The following is a 17,059-nucleotide window of genomic DNA, read 5'->3' on the forward strand; positions in this document are numbered from 1 at the left end:
AACACCGCTTGCCCAAGCCTCCGCGATACATGGAGCGCTTGAGCAAGCCGGTTCTGTACGTATAGCCGATTATTTCTCCAAAATATGATCCGCTCCGACAATGCGGGTGACGTCCTGCGCATATTTATTCATGGCATCTGCAGGCGATGTTCCGGTTGCTACGGATTCCACCATGGTCTGAATCTGCGTCGACACTTCCGGATACTTCTCCTGGGCCGGTCTGAACTCTGCGTTCTGCAGGTATTCGGTCGCGATTTCGTTAAACGGCATTTTCGTATATTCCGGATCCTTGGCAACATCGGCACGGACCGTGATATTCCCTGAGGACATGACAAGCTTCTGCGTATTTTCCTTGTTTAGCGCATACTTGATAAATTCCCAAGCCTCGTCTTTGTTCTTGGAGTTGCTTGGAATCGACAGCGCCCACCCACCGGCTAGCGTAATCGATCCCGGGTCCTGCCCTTGACTGGTCGGCATTGGCGCGAAGCCGAGCACATCTTTGTATTCAGGCCATGGTGCTGCGCCTGATTCCATATAGTTGCCCGTGATCCAGGATCCATCCAGTGAAATCGCCAGCTTGCCTTGCGGCAGGTATTCGCGGGAAGCCGTGTTGCCTGCCTGACCGTTCAATACTTTGGAGAGCGGTGGTCCGAGCTTCTCTTTATTGACCGTCTCCACAAAAGTCAGCGCATCCAGAATACCCTGGCTTTTTGTAATCCATTTGCCGCTGGCATCGTCATACAGCCTTTCTCCAGTTCCGTAGAGCAGCATTTCATAGGTTTGCATGGAGGTAGCTTCGCCTGTAGCCTTGCCCATGTTCATCCAGATCGGCACAACGTCAGGCGCCTTCTCCTTGATCGTACGCGCAGCGCTTAAGACCTCCTCCCAGTTCTTAGGCTGCCAATCCTCCGGAAGACCTGCCTGTTTGAATATGTCCTTGTTGTACCAGAGGCCCCTGGAATCCGTATTGTACGGTACGCCATAAACCTTGCCATCGCTGGCAGTAACCCCCTTCTTCATCGCTTCGATGAAGGAACCGTTGCCCCAGTCTTCCCATCCGGCCAATTTATCGTCAAGCGGTTCGAGATAACCTGCGCTTGCATCAGAATTCAGGATAAAGGTATCCTCTGTCACGATATCCGGCGCCGTATCTTTTGACTTGAGCGCCAAGGCCACCTTGGCAAAATAATCTCCTTCCGAGGCCTGAATCGGTGTCGGCTTTATCTCTACGCTTTTGTCAGGGTAGCTGGCCGAAACTTCCTTGAGCCATTTATAGAACGCTCCGTTCTCGCCGATCCCGTCATCCCGAAACGTTACAGTAATGATTTTCTTGGCCGTCTCTCCATCCTTTCCCGGCTCCGGATCGCCGGTATCGGCCGGCGCTCCCTTACCCCCGGTACAACCGAATAACAAAGAAACGCTTAATAAAGCCGTCGTTACTAGCCAAAAACCCCTCTTGCCTGACTTCATACTACTCCCTCCTTTTGGCTGCAGCACATTTGATATATTATCCAAATTCTGTATACGCTTACGAGAGCGTATATATAACTCTATTTTGAAAATTGTGGGGATATTCTGAACTTTTTTTCTCATAACGCGCGGCGTAATGAACTAATTACCAGAAATAGAAAATATTAATAGATCATTCAGAGTCTATTGATTGATTATAATGTTCTGCATATTTAGGTCTTTACTTTTACTGGAAATTCAATTATATTTGTATGTACAAACAATTAAATAAATATACTGGAACCATACCAGAAACTATGACATTGGAGGTTTACTATCCATGAGTGACCGCTTAATTTTTTTGCTGGCTGTATTCTCGGTAACCGGATCGGGACTCATAGCCGGGCTGTTCTTCGCTTTCTCGTCTTTTATAATGACAGCGCTAGCCCGAATTCCCAATGAACAGGGGATCCATGCCATGCAGTCCATCAATGCAACCATTCTCAATCCTTTGTTCGGCACATTGTTTACAGGCACTGCGTTAACCAGTATCGTGCTTGCGGTATTATCCATCATGCGCTGGGGGGAACCCGGCTCGTTGTATTTGCTTGCCGCCAGCCTGCTCTATTTAGCGGGATTCATCATAACGATGGCGTTCAACGTCCCGCTCAATGACGCACTGGCCGCTGTTGACCCAGGAAGCAGTGCCGGAGGTGAGGTATGGAATAACTACCTGAGACGCTGGGTGCCCTGGAATCATGTGCGAACCATCACTTCCTTAGGGGCGATGATCCTGTTTGTTTTTGCCTTACGGCATCTCCCTTAAGAGGGATCACGGGAATGGGGCGGCTATAATCCATAAACTTTGAATGCCTCCCCATCGTTCCACATGTAATTAAATGCCGATTCAAAACTTGCGCCTGTCGCTTCATCATGAATGTTCACGACAACATCATCGTTCTCTTCCACGGCCGATTGGAGGTAATTGAATGAACCCACTTCCACCTTCGTTCCGTCAAGCGAAACTCATGCATCCGTTGTTATAATGTCCACCGCTTGTTTGATAAAACTGTACAATTCCCCGTCCATCCCATAGGATAGTGCATCATCCGGATACTCCGCATAGTACTGCTCTGCTGAATGAATAAACTCTTCATTTATATGAACCCATGACGACATCATTTCTCTCCATATCTTCGCCAATGCCCTCACCTCGTCCTCATGAGGTGCCATGCCCTTCTCATATAACCTTCGAAATTCGGAAAGAAGCCGAGCCCCTTCAGCCTGCAATTCCTCCAGTTCGTTTTCTTTCATCAGGCTGAACCATTTCTTCATCTCTTCGGATTGCGGTGCTTTAAAATGCCTACTCTCCGTCATCCTCATCAACAGAATCGCCATCATTAAACGCTCACTAGACACGTGTTCTCCAGATAGGAACAACTTATCGATCCCCTCGATTCGACTACGCAGCTCCGTCAAAATTTCGATTTGATCGTTCAATTGAGCGAGCTGAATATCCATCATATCTCTAAGAGAATGCCCCGATTCACTCAGGGTTAATTTGATATCCTCCAATGAGAATCCTAACTGCTTCAAGGTCATGATTTGATGCAGTTTAGCTACGTCGGCTTCGGTATAGAGACGGTGACCCGCTTCCGTATTTTCCGAGGGGGAAAATAGCCCGATTTGATCATAATGGTGCAGCGTTCGAACGGTTATCCCTGTACGCTTCGCAAGTTCACCGACTTTCCAATTTCGCTTACGGATAAGATCCCCTCCCAAGAATAGTTGTACGACTCGACTCAATCATAATATAAGAAGCTTTGTTCCCCCTTGCACCTGACGTTACGTCAGGAATTATACTGCAAATAATACGATCCAAGTACATTTTCAACAGTAAATACCATCAGAAAGGACTATAGGATAAAATGCAGAATGGAAACTTCGTACTACAATCTTTAGCTTACAATCATCAAGTGCGCATTTTGTTTGTGGAGAATACAAAACTTCTTAACGATATGTGCCATCCCCCGTCAATGCACAAACTACTCAAAACAGCATGGGGACAAACCATAACCTCCGCTTGTCTGATTATAGGAACATTAAAAGACAATCAAAGATTAAGCTTAAAAATCAAGTTTAGTAATGCGTGTCATAAAATCTTTGCTGATGTAGACAGCATGGGGAATGTGCGGGGATACCTCAGTGATGAACTGGTACACATAACCCTGGATCAGCTGAATCATGGACATCTTAAACAAATAGTCGGTGATAAGGGCAGCATTCATATTACGAAGGACTTAGGCATGAACAGCTTGTTCACCGGAATTACGGATATGCCTTATCGTAACATCATAGATGACTTGTCACATTACTATCAACAAAGCGAACAAACATCCACCGATTTCTACAGTTATATCCAATTTAATGAAAACGATGAAATTGATTTAAGTAGAGGTATCATGGTTCAACTTCTTCCCGGCTGCCCCCCGCATCGGATTCAGCAGATAAAAAAGGAGGTCAGAATGCATCAGTACATTTTGGCGGATAAATCCAACAGTCTCATGGAGATACCCGGCAAGATTTTCAAAGACATAGAGATTGTCGGGAGCATCCCGATTCAACATTTCTGTGGCTGTTCAAAAGAAGTGTTATACCCCATACTTCATTCACTAGAAAAGAAAGATTTGAAGTACGCTGTTATGAAAGCAGAACCGATTGAACTTGTCTGCCATATTTGCGGCAACAAATACGATTTCGAGCCCCATGAAATTGCCGGACTCCTCTAGCTCTCTTCATCGGTACACCAAGATCTAAACAAACTTTCTAACAGAAAACCCATACCAACTCTACCAATTCTTCATTAGATATACTATCAATCTAGTAAAGGCGGTGGAGATATGGGGATTCTCACGATAGATAAGTGGAATCACACTTGCCAACTTGACACTTCAGCCAAACCGCGTCGTAACATCGGATGGATTTCAAGCAATTGGAGCGGATACAGCCTCAAAGGAAAAAAAGGTGCTTACAAACAGATCTCCGCCAAATGGAATGTGCCGTTTGTTCGTCCAAGCCGTGCGGCGACCTATTCCTCAGCATGGATTGGAATTGACGGCTTCGGCAATAGCAACCTGATACAGACCGGAACAGGTCATGAATTCATAGACGGTAAGGCTTACTATTATGCATGGTGGGAGATCCTCCCGGCCTCGGTTACGATCATTCCCCTGCCGATTCTGCCGGGTGACCGGATGCATGCCAGCATCAGCAAGCGCAGCGGTTCGAACTGGTTGATCTGCCTTCGAAACGAATCCCGGAACTGGACCTTTCGAACATTACAACGATACAATGGTCCACAGACCTCGGCGGAATGGATCGTTGAAGCGCCACAGGTCAATGGGGCTCTTGCAACAATGGCACGATTATCTCCTGTCGTCTTCTCCTGCTGCCGGGTCAATGGGAAAAGTCCAAAGCTGACTGCTGATAACGGGGGCATCATGCTCCAGAATTTAAAAGTTACCTCCATTCCCTCCGATCCGAACAGGGCAGGAGACCGGTTCGTTGTCAAAAGTATTTATTCATAATAGAGACTTGACCTTCACGCAGCGTAAAGGATTATCCTCAACATTATACGAAGCAGCTATTGCTTCGATAAGAGGAGGATATCAGTATGCAATTGATCGCCATCGATACACTAACCCATCAACAGCAAGCTCTGGAATCTGAGCCTGAGCTGCGGATCGCCGCATATGAGCAGCTTGTGAATCAGCCGCTTCAGCCGTTTATGGACACGATACGCAAGCGTATGCCTCAAGGACAGGACGATTACGATATGACGCAGCTGCTGGGATTGCTTCGCCCGGCCGATCATCCGGAGGAGGCGCTCCAGGCTTTGTCTCGCTTGGAACAAGCGAGTTCCTGGAGCCGATGCAAGGAAGCCGTGATGAAGGCATATGCCGCATTAAAGCCGCAAGCTCACGGCATTGAGCTGGGAGATTTGCTCTTCACTCTGGCGCTGGGTGATCCTGAGCGGTTCGGCCCGCATCCCGGATATACAGGTTCAGGGGGAACACCGGGACAAATCATGGTGGTTGTGTGGCCGAACGATTATAATCTGCCGAGGCTCGCAGCCATTACGGCACATGAATTCCATCATAACGTGAGGCTCTCTTATGAGCCATGGAGTGCCGAGACAACGGTTGCTCAATACCTAGTGCTGGAAGGACTCGCTGAAGCTTTTGCCGCCGAAATGTACGGCGAGGATCACTTGGGACCCTGGGTTCATGCCCTGAACGAAGATCAGCACAGCGAGCTTCTGCCGCGTTATAGGGAAGCGCTGCAGGTAACCGGGTTCAATGAGATACGAGGTTACATGTTCGGGGATTTGGAAGGGGATCTTTACAACTTTACGAAAATGGGCATTCCACCCTATGCGGGGTATTCCATCGGCTACCGGATCGTAACCGATTATTTAAGACAGAGCGGTAAATCCGCGGTCGAGGCGACTTATATTCCCTGGAGGGAAATCATTGCGGATTCCCCCTACTTCAGGGAATAACAACCCAAAGCCCATGAACGAACAACAGCCGCTGCACGCCGGAAAACTCCGGCAAGCAGCGGCTGCTTTTTTATCATGATTCGTAAACCGGTTTTCCCTTGAACAGGACGGCCCGGCGGCGTGACCGCCTGGCAACGGCTTCGGCCGAGCAGCTGGCTTTTACGATCACCGCGTCCGCCGTATCCCCAACGTTGGGCCAGGCATAGCGGCCGTCCTGATCCAACGGCGTCACCCCTCCCGTAATAAACCCGAGAGCCTGTCCGAGCGAACGCTCATCGTACATATGGAAGCGTTCGGCCAGGGTGCCCGCTTTGTCCAGATTATCCCCTTTGCCGAACGGGGACCAATGGTCCATAATGCTGTCTTGCCCAAGCGAGATGTCTACGCCGCGGCGGTGCAGCTGCGGAATCGGAATGGTTCGGCCAAGCGGTACGGAAGAGGTGACCGAAATGCCCAGATCCGCCAACCGAATCGCCACCTCATCCACTTCGCTTGGTGAGACGTCCGCGAAAGCCAGCGCATGGCTGAGCGTAACCCTCCCGTTCCAACCCGCCTCTTCCGTAAGGTCAGCTACGCGCTTAAAGGTATTCAGCCCTACATGCGACGACTCATGCAGGTGCAGGTCTATGCCGGCGTTGGCTTCAACGGCCAGCTCCATCACGGTGTTCAGTGATTTTTCCATATTTTCATCTACCGTTGTGGGATCTAGACCACCAACAAGCGCTGCTCCGTTCCGGAGCGCATCCCTGACCAGAGAGACGGACTGGCTGCGAAGCAAGCCGTGCTGAGGAAATGCTACAATCTCGACAAAAGCTTTTTCCCTGTATCCTTCAACCGCCTGCAAGGTGGCCTCTAAATTTCTCAAGCCGACAACAGGATCCACATTGCAATGGGAGCGGATATGGGTAGACCCGTAGCGCAGCAGCAGATCCAGCAGTCCCTCCGCTCTTTCCTTGGCAGTAGGCAGCAGCTCCGGAAGCAGCCTCTCCTCCTCCTCGATTCGGCTGAAGATTCCGTGAGCCGAACGGCTCGGTGCCTTCCATGGGCCTCCATAATAGGTTTTGTCCAGGTGGATATGCATATCTCTAAATGATGGGAGCATTAGATCCCCCTGCATATCCCGTGTCGGCAGTAACGTATCAGGCAAAGCCTCCGCAGGGCGGATCTCTGAGAAAGCCCCATTTTCTATTTTTACATGAAAGAGTCCCGTTTCGGTTCCGATCACGACGTCCTCCTCGTAGCGGTAACCTGTTTCCAGACGGACATTCAGCAGCCAATATGCAGTGCTCTGTTCGTGCATAGCGTTCATCCCCTTCTCGCTTATTCCCTGCCTCAATTTTTGCCTTGCTCTTCGTTTACAGCGTCGAATAAGATGCGCTCGATCTCTTGATATCCCCGCTCTCTGGCATGCTGCAGGGGAGTTACGCCATTCCCGTCGGGAATCCGGGCATCCGCCCCATGATCCAGCAGCAGCTTCACGATGCGCTGATATTTCTCACTGCCGTCACCGAGAATGACAGCCTCCAGCAGTGCGGTCCAGTTCAAATGATTCATATGGTTCACATCGACGTCGGTCCGGGTCAGCAGCTCTTGAACAATCTCCACATGTCCGCGGTCGGAGGCCGGAATGAGAGCCGTCCCGCCATAACGGTTCGTCAACGTCACATCGGCATCGGCTTCGATCGCGAGCCGCAAAATTTCCATCATTCCTTCTGCACCTGCATACAAAAATACGTTATTCCGTTGGTGATCCCGAATATTGATATCAGCGCCTGCCTGGATCAAGGCCTCAACCGTTCCGACATGATTGTGATAGGTCGCAGCCATCACGGCTGTTCTTCCCTGCTCATCCGTCGCATTGATGTCTGCGCCGGATTGAAGAAGCTGTCGTACTTGCTCCGTATTGCCTTGCTCGGCATATTCAATGAGTTCACGATTCATATTCTGCACCTCTTCTTTCTCCGGATTGGATTGACAGGCCGACAGGAAAAGGATCAATAGAATCGCTGATAAACGCAGCACTCGATGCTCCCTCCTCTTTCTATCGTGTATATTGGTATGCTAACATGAGACAGAACCATATGAAAAATACTTATAAAATTGAATTCACTAAGGTTTTTCATATACAAGGAGGATGGTTTCAACCTATGGACATCAGACAGCTCCGGTATTTTATTGCCATCGTGGAGGAGGGTACGATCTCGCTTGCCGCCAACCGGCTTCATATATCCCAGCCGCCCCTCAGTCAGCAGCTGAAAGCGATGGAGGAAGAGCTCGGGTCCGTCTTGGTATATCGCCGAGGAAAGCGGCTTGAAATCACCGAATCGGGTAAAGCGCTGTATAAATATGCGCTCCAGATGACACAGCTCATGGAAGAGGCCAAAGCCGAGGTTATAGAGGTCGGAAACGGCGATAAGGGCACGCTGAGTCTTGGCATCAATACATTATCTTCGGTAGAGCTGCCGTCATGGCTGCATGAGTTCAAGGCAAGATATCCCCAAGTTTCGTATAAAATTCAGCAGAACGAGTCGTATCAGCTCTGTGAGCTCGTAAGAAACCGGTCGCTCGAACTAGCGATCGTCCGCCTGCCGCTTGAATTGGATGATTTCTCGATCCTTCATCTGCAGACGGAGCCCTTTTATATGCTCACCTCTGAGGCATCTATGGAACAGGAGATAACCCTCTCTCATATTGCGCAGTATCCGCTCATTCTGCCGAGCACGGAAGGATTGGGCGTATATTATACGATCCAGATGGCTTTCTCGGAACAGAAACTCCAGCCGAATATTGCAGCCGAATGCTCCGACATTTCGCTGCTGCTGCGCTTGGTCGCTTCAGGTTTTGGCGTGGCGATCGTTCCCGAAACGCTGGTCAAGCAGCACCTGCCAGCATCTGTTCATGCCTTCAAAATCAAGGACACTCCGGCAGCGGCTTCCACAGCCTTAATCTGGCTGAGGGATCATCACGTCTCCAGAACGGCTCTGAACTTCATTGACTTGTTGACAAGTGCCCTATAACTGCTTACTGCTTCTATAACCGGCCGCTCAATCAAAAAGAGGACAGGGCTAATGAAAGCTCTGCCCTCCGGCAAGAAATTAATGCGGTTATCTTGTACGATACAATGAACCGGCAGCCTCGTGCTCCTGCTTCTGTCCTTGGGAGTGAAGATACAGCTCTTCATAATACCCATGGGAGTTCAGCAGTTCCTGATGCGTGCCTTGCTCCACGATCCGGCCTTTGCTCATGACCAAAATCCGGTCCGCCCCCATGATCGTAGATAAGCGATGGGCAATGACAAGGGTCGTTCGCCCCTCGGCCACAAGTTGAAGGGCGTTCTGGATCAGCTGCTCCGTATGCGAATCCAGATTGGCGGTCGCTTCGTCTAGAATGAGAATCTTGGGCTGGAACACAATGATTCGGGCGAAGGAGATCAGCTGCCGTTCGCCGGCGGACAAGCCGCTGCCGCGCTCCGACAACCGGGTGTCATAGCCTTCCCTCATCCTCATGATGATCGAATCCGCACCGATAAAGCGGCAAGCCTCGATCACCCGTTCCCTCGAGATGGTCTCGTCGAACAGCCGTACATTGTCCAGCACCGTCCCGGAGTAGAGATATGGCTCCTGCTGAACAAGGCCTACCATCCGGTGCAGATCGGACTGTGCCAGCTCCCTGATGTCGATTCCATCAATTCGAATGCTTCCTTCATTTACATCATAGAAACGGCACAGGAGACTGATAAGCGAGCTTTTTCCCGCGCCGGTGGTACCGACAATCCCGATCATCTCTCCAGGGTTGATATGGAGATCCAGGTCCTGAATGACCGGTGCCCCGCCTTCGTAACCGAACGTGATCCGATCAAAGTCAACGCGTCCCTCGACACTTGCTTTCTCGATGGCCACCGGCTTGCGTTGATCCGTAACCTCAGGCTGAATCGCCAGGAGACCCCATATCCGGTTAATCGCCACCGTTGCCGATTGCAGCGTATTCCACTGCTGGGTGATCGTGTTGATCGGCTGAAAGAATAAACGAATATACGTTATGAAGGCATACAGCACGCCGAACTCCAGCGTCGTTCCCAGGACGGCTTGTCCGCCGAGCCACGTCACGAACGCAATCGCCAGGTTGTTCAATATTTCGTAGGAGCGGTTAAACAGCACATTCGTCCGGATCTCCCGAATGTTCGCTTTGAAGTAAGAGTCGTTCCGTTCCTCAAACTGCTTCTCCTGCTCCTTCTGCTGATGGAACACTTGGATCAGATTCATGCCCGATAGATTCTCGGCCACAAAGGCCACCAGCCGGGATAACCGCGTTCTGGCCATCTGATAGGTGTGACGCATATAACGCCGGAACGCAATGGCAATCCCTGCAATGATCGGCAGCAGGATCAAGCAGTATAAGGTCAGCGTGACATCCAGCTGGAACATCAAGACCAGAATGAAGATCAAGGTGAAGCCGTCGCGGAACAGGCTGAGCAGCACCTGGTTAAAAAACTGATTGATCGCTTCGGTATCACTGGACACATGCGTAATCAAGCTGCCGCTCGGCACTTTATCGAAATAAGACATCGACAGCTTGGATATATGGGCAAACAGCCGTTTGCGAATGCTCGCTACAATGCTCTGCCCCGCCTTCTGCAGCAAATTATTTTGCAAATAGGTAAACACCATACTGAGCAGCGATAACAAAAAATAGATAGCGCATATGAGCATCAGGCCCCGAAAATCGTTCTTGCCGACCATCAGATTATCATCGATTGCGATTTTCATCAGGTACGGCTGCAGCAGCTCTGCCGAGATGGCAATCAAGGTGCAGCCGATAAACCCGGCAAAAATCAGCCGATATTCCTTCATATACCCCGATAAAGCACGGAATGTGGAAATATACTTGGGCTTGGAATGAGGGGCATTCAGATCCGCCTTCTGGTCCAGCTGCCAATTGTTAATGGCCTGTGCCATGAAACTTCATCCCCTCTTCCTGAATGTCATGCAGCGTCCGGTACAGTCCGTCCTTCGACAGCAGTTCTTCATGCGTACCCCGTTGAACCATCTCGCCCTGATCCAGGACGATAATCTCATCGGCATGTTTCAATGCACTGATCCGGTGGGCAATAATGATCGTAGTCTTCCCAGCGCGGATATCCCGAATCGTCTCCATGATTTCCGTCTCCGTCACCGCGTCGACGGCGCTTACGCTGTCATCCAGAATGAGGATAGGTGCATCCTTGATTATTCCCCGTGCAAGGCTGGTCCGCTGCCGCTGTCCTCCGGACAGCGTAATGCCGCGCTCCCCAAGGCGGGTCTCGAACTTGTCCGGAAACTCCACGATGTTGTCGTAGACCCGTGCTTTTCGCGCCGCTTCCTCGACGACAGCCGGCTCCGTGTCCCGTTTATAGAAGGCAATATTCTCGCGGATGGTCGAGCTGAACAGGAAGCCGTCCTGGGGAACATAGGCGATCCCTTCGCGCAGGCTTTTTAATGTAAGCTTCCGAATGTCCACACCCCCGATCAGCACTTTCCCCGGAGGCGGATCAATGGTACGCAGCAGCAGCTTCATAAGCGTAGTCTTGCCGCTTCCCGTCCGGCCAATGATGCCCAGCGTCGATCCTGGCGGAACATCCAATTGAATGCCCCGCAGAACCTGTCTGGCCCCCTCCTCTTGACCATCCGCATCCTCGTAAGAGAAGGATAAATCACGCACTTCAATGCCCGGGTTCTCCTGATCCAGCTCCTTGGCGCCAGGCAGTTCCTTAATGTCGGCCTGCTTGCCAAGCAGGTCGTTTAATCGGTCAAGCGAAGCCCTCGCGCGCTGAACGACATTAATGACATTGCCGATCTGCTGCAGCGGATTCATCAGCATACGAATGTAAAGCGTCAATGCGACAAAGTTTCCGACCGTAATCCGTCCCAGAATGGTCAGGTAACCGCCGAATAAGAGGGCGATAATGAGTGAGGTAGCGCCCAGAAACGGAATGATCGATTGAAAAAGCGATGATACGCGTACCAGCCGCAGCTGCTTGTCCCGGATGCGGTCCACCGTCGTCCCAAAACGCCGCTTCATCGTGTCTTCCACCGCGAACTTCTTGGTGACACGGATCCCGCCAAACTGCTCCTCCGCCGATTCCGTCATCACACCCAGCGCTTCCTGTACCTGCAGGGACCTTCTCCTGATAATCGGTCCGAGCCAAACGACAATGACCGGAATCAGCAGCAAAGGCGCGATGCTCGCAGCTACCAGATACAGCGGTACGTTCGTGATCAGCAGCATAACGATTGTGGAGACCAGCAGGATGGAGGAGTTTGCTGTCTGATTGATCCCCATGGAGATCGCTTCCCTTACCGTCGTCACATCATTCATGAAATAACTTAGCAGCTTGCCAACGCCATTCTTGGAATAAAATCGCTCACTGAGCCCCGTAAAATGGACAAACAATCGGCGGCGGTTCATAAATTCGAAATACCGTCCCGTGTACATCACCAGAAACTGACCGATCCCGCCGATGACGGCGAACCCGACACCGATACCCAGCAGCGTCCAGCTGTACTGCACGATACCGTCGACAGACAATAAACCATCCTTCAGTTCATCCGTAAAATTTCCCAACACCCTTGGGAAGTTCACGTGGATGATGTTAGCAACCAAATGGCAGCAAACCGACAATACATAAAACGGCCACGTCTTCCTGAAAAAATCTCCAAGTATTCGATGAGAGTCCAATGTCCCATATCACTTCCTGTCCCGTTATTGGATTGATTAGCCCGTTACGTTCCTCCTTCCATACGTTTGCTGTGATACTCCCATATTAATAGGTTCTAGAAATAAATCAGTCCTCCTTCCCGAACGGCCATATGATTTATACAAATTCAGACATACTGAGTAACAGCAGCCGATATCATTTCAATCCAATCATCCAAAGAAAAAAGCCGCAACCATTCGTCGCGACTTTTTTAAAAGGTGTTCCTATGGATGGCGCTATCCTGATTTTCGGCTCACGCTCACACCGCCAACCAAGGAGCCGGCTCGCCCGAATAGGTCAGCGAAAGCTTATGCATGGCACGAGTACAAGCAATATAGAGTAAGCTTCGATCCATCTCGGAACGATAGTTTTCGGCGTCCGCAAAAGGAACGATAACCTGATCGAATTCCAGACCCTTGGCCATATGGGCGAAGGTGATCGTAATTCCCTCCTCAAAGCGTTCACTGCTAAAATCGAGCAGATTCACGCTGCCCTGAAGCCCCCTGATGGACTCATACACCTGCCGGGCCTGCAAAGTCGTTTTGCATATGATCCCCATCGTCTGCATCCCGGAATCAAAAAAGTGACGGCTAAGCTCTTGAATGAACTCCAGCTCCTCCCCGGCGTCACGACACCGGATCACCTGCGGCTCTTCTCCATGCCGCTCCACGGGAATCATGGTGCTGCCCGGATGAATTCGCTTCGCGAGTCCCATAATTTCCAGCGTGGAACGATAGCTTTTTAACAGCTCTATCGTATCGGCATGCGGAAATACGCTCTTGATATCATCCAGTGAAGTGGACGTATATACGTTGACCGACTGGTTGCTGTCCCCAAGTATCGTTTTTTTGCACGAAAACCATTTCGATAGCACGACGTATTGAATCGGTGTATAATCCTGCATTTCATCGACCAGCAGATGCTTCACCATATCGTATGACGTGTTTCCTTCCAAATGCATTTTGAGATACAGCAGCGGAAATACGTCCGCATACTCAATCGTTTTCCTTCCGTTCATGACAAACATGTCCGGTTTGTTCCCATATGAGAAAAATTCCTTGTACATGCTGAGCGCATTTTGAAATTTGAACATGTTCTTGATTGCGGTTTTGACTTTTTTGGCTTCTGCCGCAGTCAGTCTCTCTCCATCCTCTGTACGAACCCGGCCTGACAGGATGGAAGCCGTCTTCTCCAATCGCTGCCTGATCGGCGTGATCATGGTGCCAAGATAACAGTCCCTGATCTCCGAAGCCGAAATACATACGTCCTTCAGCTGAATATCCGCAGCCAGGAAGAAATGCTCACCGGCATATTTCATATAAGCCTCCAGCTCATGTACGAAGTGCATGCTGGCCTTATACCGGATCCGTTCAATGGCCTGTTCGTCGCCGGCGCTCACGATTTCATTCACCTGTTCGAAGAAGGTCTGAAACTGACATAATCCCCCCAGCTCTTTGGCAGCAAGCTCCTCCATCGTAACCTCCATGATTTTCTCTTCGCCAAGCTCTGGCAGAACGTTGGATATATAATCAGAAAACACTTTATGGGGAGATATAATGAGCACATTGCTGGAAGTCAACGTCTCCTTATGGCGGTACAACAGAAATGCTACCCTGTGCAGAGCCACGGAGGTTTTGCCTGAACCTGCCGCCCCCTGTATGATCAGCTCATTCGCGGTTTCGTTTCGTATGATGGCATTTTGCTCCTGCTGGATGGTAGCCACAATATTCTTCATCTTCTCGTCCGACGTGCTGCTGAGCTCCTTCTGCAGGACGTCGTCATTGATGTTCATGGAGCTCTCAATCATATATTCCATTTGACCGTCTTTGATTTTGTACTGCCTTTTTACGGTAATTTCGCCTTGCATCCTGCCCATGGGCGCTTCATACGACGCAGGACCGACATTGTAATCATAGAACAAGCTTGCTACCGGCGAGCGCCAATCATAAATGAGATGCCCCTGACTCTCCGGATTCGTGAAGGAATGGATGCCAATATAGTAGGCATCTTCTTCTTCCGGTTCATTCGAACGGAAATCCACCCTGCCAAAATACGGCGACGTGAGTAGCTTGCGCATCTTCTGCAGCCTGGCCGCCGTCTTCTCACCCGTATCAATGGACAAGGAAATATCGACCCGGTTGGCCGCCCGTTCCGCCGCATCCAATTGGGCAATGTTGACCCACAGGTACTTCTTGGCTTCAATGATATCCCTGTAAGAATCAGACACCTTCCCCTCTAATTCCTTCGATGCCCGATGAAGCTCCTTTACTACAAACTCTAGATATTCCCGCTCTGCGCTTTCGCTTGGATTCAGCATTAGGAACCTCCCCCTCTTTGCTAAAGAATAGCTTTAAGTATAGGGGTTTCCCGAAAAAAATATAGACTTATACTTTCCGTTGTAGTATTGTGTATTTATCGTGGGTCCAAAAACACCTATACGATTTACATCAACCATAATGTCTTACATAGATAAAAAACCAGGCTGCATGCTCATGCAAGCCTGGTTTTTTTATGCCTCTTACCGCTCGTTTTTGGTTTGGTACAGATACAGCGTAAGTGGAACGAAAATAGCGATAATCACCACGCAGACCCCGATTCCTGTCATGATCACAGGCATGGTTGCCGTGCCGTTCATCAGTCCCCTGACCGTGGCTGCCGCCATGCTGATCGGATTCAGGTCGATCAGAATACCCGTCCATTTCGGCATCGTCGACGAATCCACCAGAATGTTGCTGGCGAACAGCAGCGGGTATATCGCGATCATGCTCGACCCCGATACCGTCTCCGGCCGTTTGGCCGCGACGCCGATCAGCGCAAATATCCAGCTGACACCGAATGCAAAGAACAGGATGAAGGCAATGGCAAGTGCCATTTGGATGACGCTGCCCTCGGGCCGGAAGCCCAGTACAAGCCCCGTGCCCAGGGCCACGATTACGCCGATTGTATAGCGCACACCATCCGTCAGGATGGAGCCTAGCACCGAGGCCGGCTGCCAAAAGGGCAGCGTTCGAAAACGATTATATACCCCTTTGGTAATATCCGAGCATATCGTGGTTCCGCTATACACCGTCATGGGCACGACCGTCAGGATCAGAATGCCGGGCAACAGGAATTGAATATAAGCCCCGGTTGACCCGGCCATAGCGCCGCCGAACAAGTAACTAAATATAAGCAGCAGCAGAACCGGCGACAGAACCGCGTCCATCACCAGACCAAACCCGTTGTGCTTCGTATGCTGCCAAGTTCTCCACATAAAGATTCGGATCGCCGTCAGGGCATGGGGAGGATCGGTATCGGCTTGGCGAACAGGCAGCACGCCGTCCTTATTCGTTGTATGATGGCTTACACTCATGGCGTGCCTCCCTTCGACTTCGCGCGGGTCAGTGACAGAAAGACCTCATCCAGACTCGGTTCGCTTAAGGCGAAATATTCGATAGCAAACCCGTTCTTCATCATTGTATGAAGGGCCTGATTCGCAGCACTTGCATCCTTCACCGGAATTTTATGTACCAAGGGATGATCGTCCTGCAATAAGGTCAACGCGTGTTCCTCATTTAACAAAGTACCCAGCTTGTGCTGGTCGGCCGGTTCGTTGAATTGGATGGTTAACGTTCTGTTGCCAACGGAAGCCTTCAATTGCCGGGGCGTCCCTTCCGCAATCAGGCTCCCCTTATCCATCACGGCAATCCGGTCCGCCAACTGATCGGCTTCTTCCAGATATTGCGTCGTCAGCAGCACGGTGGTGCCCCGTTTCAAAAGCGACCTTACAACCTCCCACACTTGAATGCGGCTTTGCGGATCGAGGCCCGTTGTCGGCTCATCCAGAAAAATAACATCGGGTTTCGTAACGATACTGGCGGCAATATCCAGCCGCCTCCGCATCCCGCCAGAGTAATGCAACACCGCGCGGTCCTTTGCTTCGCTGAGTCCAAAGGATTCGATCAGCTCCTCGCTTACGGATCGAGCCGATTTCGCCGAATAACCGTAAAGCCTTGAAATCAACATTAAATTCTGAAGACCGGAGAGTCCCTCATCCAGTGCTGCAAACTGGCCTGTCAGACTGATCTTTCTTCGAACGTGCCGGGCATTGCTTACGACATCATACCCGGCCACGCATGCGAATCCCCCATCCGGCTTAACCAGGGTGGATAACATATGAATGGTGGTTGTTTTTCCGGCGCCGTTCGGACCTAACAAGGCAAACAGCTCTCCTTGTTCCACTCGCAGATCCATTCCTTGAACGACCCCAATGCCGTTATAAGATTTGCGAAGCTCTTTCATTTCAATGGCGTAAGGCAAGTTTCACAATTCCTCCT

15 protein-coding genes are annotated in these 17,059 nt (G+C 50.5%); 5 read left to right on the plus strand and 10 right to left on the minus strand.

Going from position 1 to position 17,059, the window contains the following annotated elements; translation table 11 throughout:
- Positions 1-69: 69 nt before the first annotated feature.
- Positions 70-1,470, minus strand: a complete 1,401-nt coding sequence (locus AK95_RS28305; protein WP_071223248.1) for an ABC transporter substrate-binding protein — start codon at positions 1,468-1,470, stop codon at positions 70-72.
- Between the two features lie 319 nt (positions 1,471-1,789).
- Between AK95_RS28305 and AK95_RS28310 the strand changes: the two genes are divergently transcribed.
- Entirely contained in the window at positions 1,790-2,275 is a 486-nt protein-coding gene (locus AK95_RS28310; RefSeq protein WP_071223249.1) for an anthrone oxygenase family protein, read from the plus strand.
- A 23-nt stretch (positions 2,276-2,298) separates the two neighbouring features.
- Here the strand turns inward: AK95_RS28310 and AK95_RS34330 are convergent, their stop codons facing one another.
- Complete coding sequence (locus tag AK95_RS34330; protein WP_162487661.1) at positions 2,299-2,448, minus strand: phospholipase D-like domain-containing protein; 150 nt, start codon at positions 2,446-2,448, stop codon at positions 2,299-2,301.
- Positions 2,449-2,475: 27 nt separating this feature from the next.
- Positions 2,476-3,231 (minus strand): MerR family transcriptional regulator, encoded by a 756-nt coding sequence (locus AK95_RS28315; protein ID WP_074961972.1) that lies wholly within the window; start codon positions 3,229-3,231, stop codon positions 2,476-2,478.
- Between the two features lie 146 nt (positions 3,232-3,377).
- On the opposite strand from AK95_RS28315, the gene AK95_RS28320 reads away from it, so the two are divergent.
- The 3 genes from AK95_RS28320 to AK95_RS28330 all read left to right on the plus strand — a co-directional run bounded on the left by AK95_RS28320 (position 3,378) and on the right by AK95_RS28330 (position 6,010).
- Complete coding sequence (locus AK95_RS28320; protein WP_071223251.1) at positions 3,378-4,238, plus strand: Hsp33 family molecular chaperone HslO; 861 nt, start codon at positions 3,378-3,380, stop codon at positions 4,236-4,238.
- Between the two features lie 111 nt (positions 4,239-4,349).
- Entirely contained in the window at positions 4,350-5,036 is a 687-nt protein-coding gene (locus AK95_RS28325) for a G1 family glutamic endopeptidase (protein ID WP_071223252.1), read from the plus strand.
- Between the two features lie 86 nt (positions 5,037-5,122).
- Positions 5,123-6,010 carry a DUF2268 domain-containing putative Zn-dependent protease gene (locus tag AK95_RS28330; RefSeq protein ID WP_071223253.1) on the plus strand — a complete coding sequence of 296 codons (888 nt, stop codon included), beginning with the start codon at positions 5,123-5,125 and terminating at the stop codon, positions 6,008-6,010.
- Positions 6,011-6,083: 73 nt separating this feature from the next.
- Here AK95_RS28330 and AK95_RS28335 read toward each other — a convergent pair whose 3' ends face one another.
- The gene (locus AK95_RS28335) at positions 6,084-7,310 is read right to left on the minus strand and encodes an amidohydrolase (RefSeq protein ID WP_071223254.1); all 1,227 of its coding nucleotides are present in this window, start codon (positions 7,308-7,310) and stop codon (positions 6,084-6,086) included.
- 32 nt (positions 7,311-7,342) lie between these two features.
- Positions 7,343-8,032, minus strand: a complete 690-nt coding sequence (locus tag AK95_RS28340; RefSeq protein ID WP_071223255.1) for an ankyrin repeat domain-containing protein — start codon at positions 8,030-8,032, stop codon at positions 7,343-7,345.
- Between the two features lie 125 nt (positions 8,033-8,157).
- On the opposite strand from AK95_RS28340, the gene AK95_RS28345 reads away from it, so the two are divergent.
- Positions 8,158-9,027 carry a LysR family transcriptional regulator gene (locus tag AK95_RS28345; RefSeq protein ID WP_071223256.1) on the plus strand — a complete coding sequence of 290 codons (870 nt, stop codon included), beginning with the start codon at positions 8,158-8,160 and terminating at the stop codon, positions 9,025-9,027.
- A gap of 87 nt (positions 9,028-9,114) precedes the next feature.
- On the opposite strand, the gene AK95_RS28350 is transcribed toward AK95_RS28345, so the two are convergent.
- The 5 genes from AK95_RS28350 to AK95_RS28370 all read right to left on the minus strand — a co-directional run bounded on the left by AK95_RS28350 (position 9,115) and on the right by AK95_RS28370 (position 17,042).
- Entirely contained in the window at positions 9,115-10,965 is a 1,851-nt protein-coding gene (locus AK95_RS28350; protein ID WP_071223257.1) for an ABC transporter ATP-binding protein, read from the minus strand.
- Positions 10,949-12,724 carry an ABC transporter ATP-binding protein gene (locus tag AK95_RS28355; RefSeq protein ID WP_071223258.1) on the minus strand — a complete coding sequence of 592 codons (1,776 nt, stop codon included), beginning with the start codon at positions 12,722-12,724 and terminating at the stop codon, positions 10,949-10,951. The genes AK95_RS28350 and AK95_RS28355 overlap by 17 nt, the downstream gene beginning before the upstream one ends.
- A gap of 278 nt (positions 12,725-13,002) precedes the next feature.
- Positions 13,003-15,060 carry a HelD family protein gene (locus AK95_RS28360; protein WP_071223259.1) on the minus strand — a complete coding sequence of 686 codons (2,058 nt, stop codon included), beginning with the start codon at positions 15,058-15,060 and terminating at the stop codon, positions 13,003-13,005.
- 201 nt (positions 15,061-15,261) lie between these two features.
- A complete protein-coding gene (locus tag AK95_RS28365) occupies positions 15,262-16,095 on the minus strand; it encodes an ABC transporter permease (RefSeq protein ID WP_071223260.1) in 834 nt (277 codons plus the stop codon).
- A complete protein-coding gene (locus tag AK95_RS28370; protein ID WP_083397746.1) occupies positions 16,092-17,042 on the minus strand; it encodes an ATP-binding cassette domain-containing protein in 951 nt (316 codons plus the stop codon). Before AK95_RS28370 ends, AK95_RS28365 begins: the two co-directional genes overlap by 4 nt.
- Positions 17,043-17,059: the final 17 nt, after the last annotated feature.

Source organism: Paenibacillus sp. LC231 (assembly GCF_001860525.1).
Taxonomy (GTDB): Bacteria; Bacillota; Bacilli; order Paenibacillales; family Paenibacillaceae; genus Paenibacillus_AQ.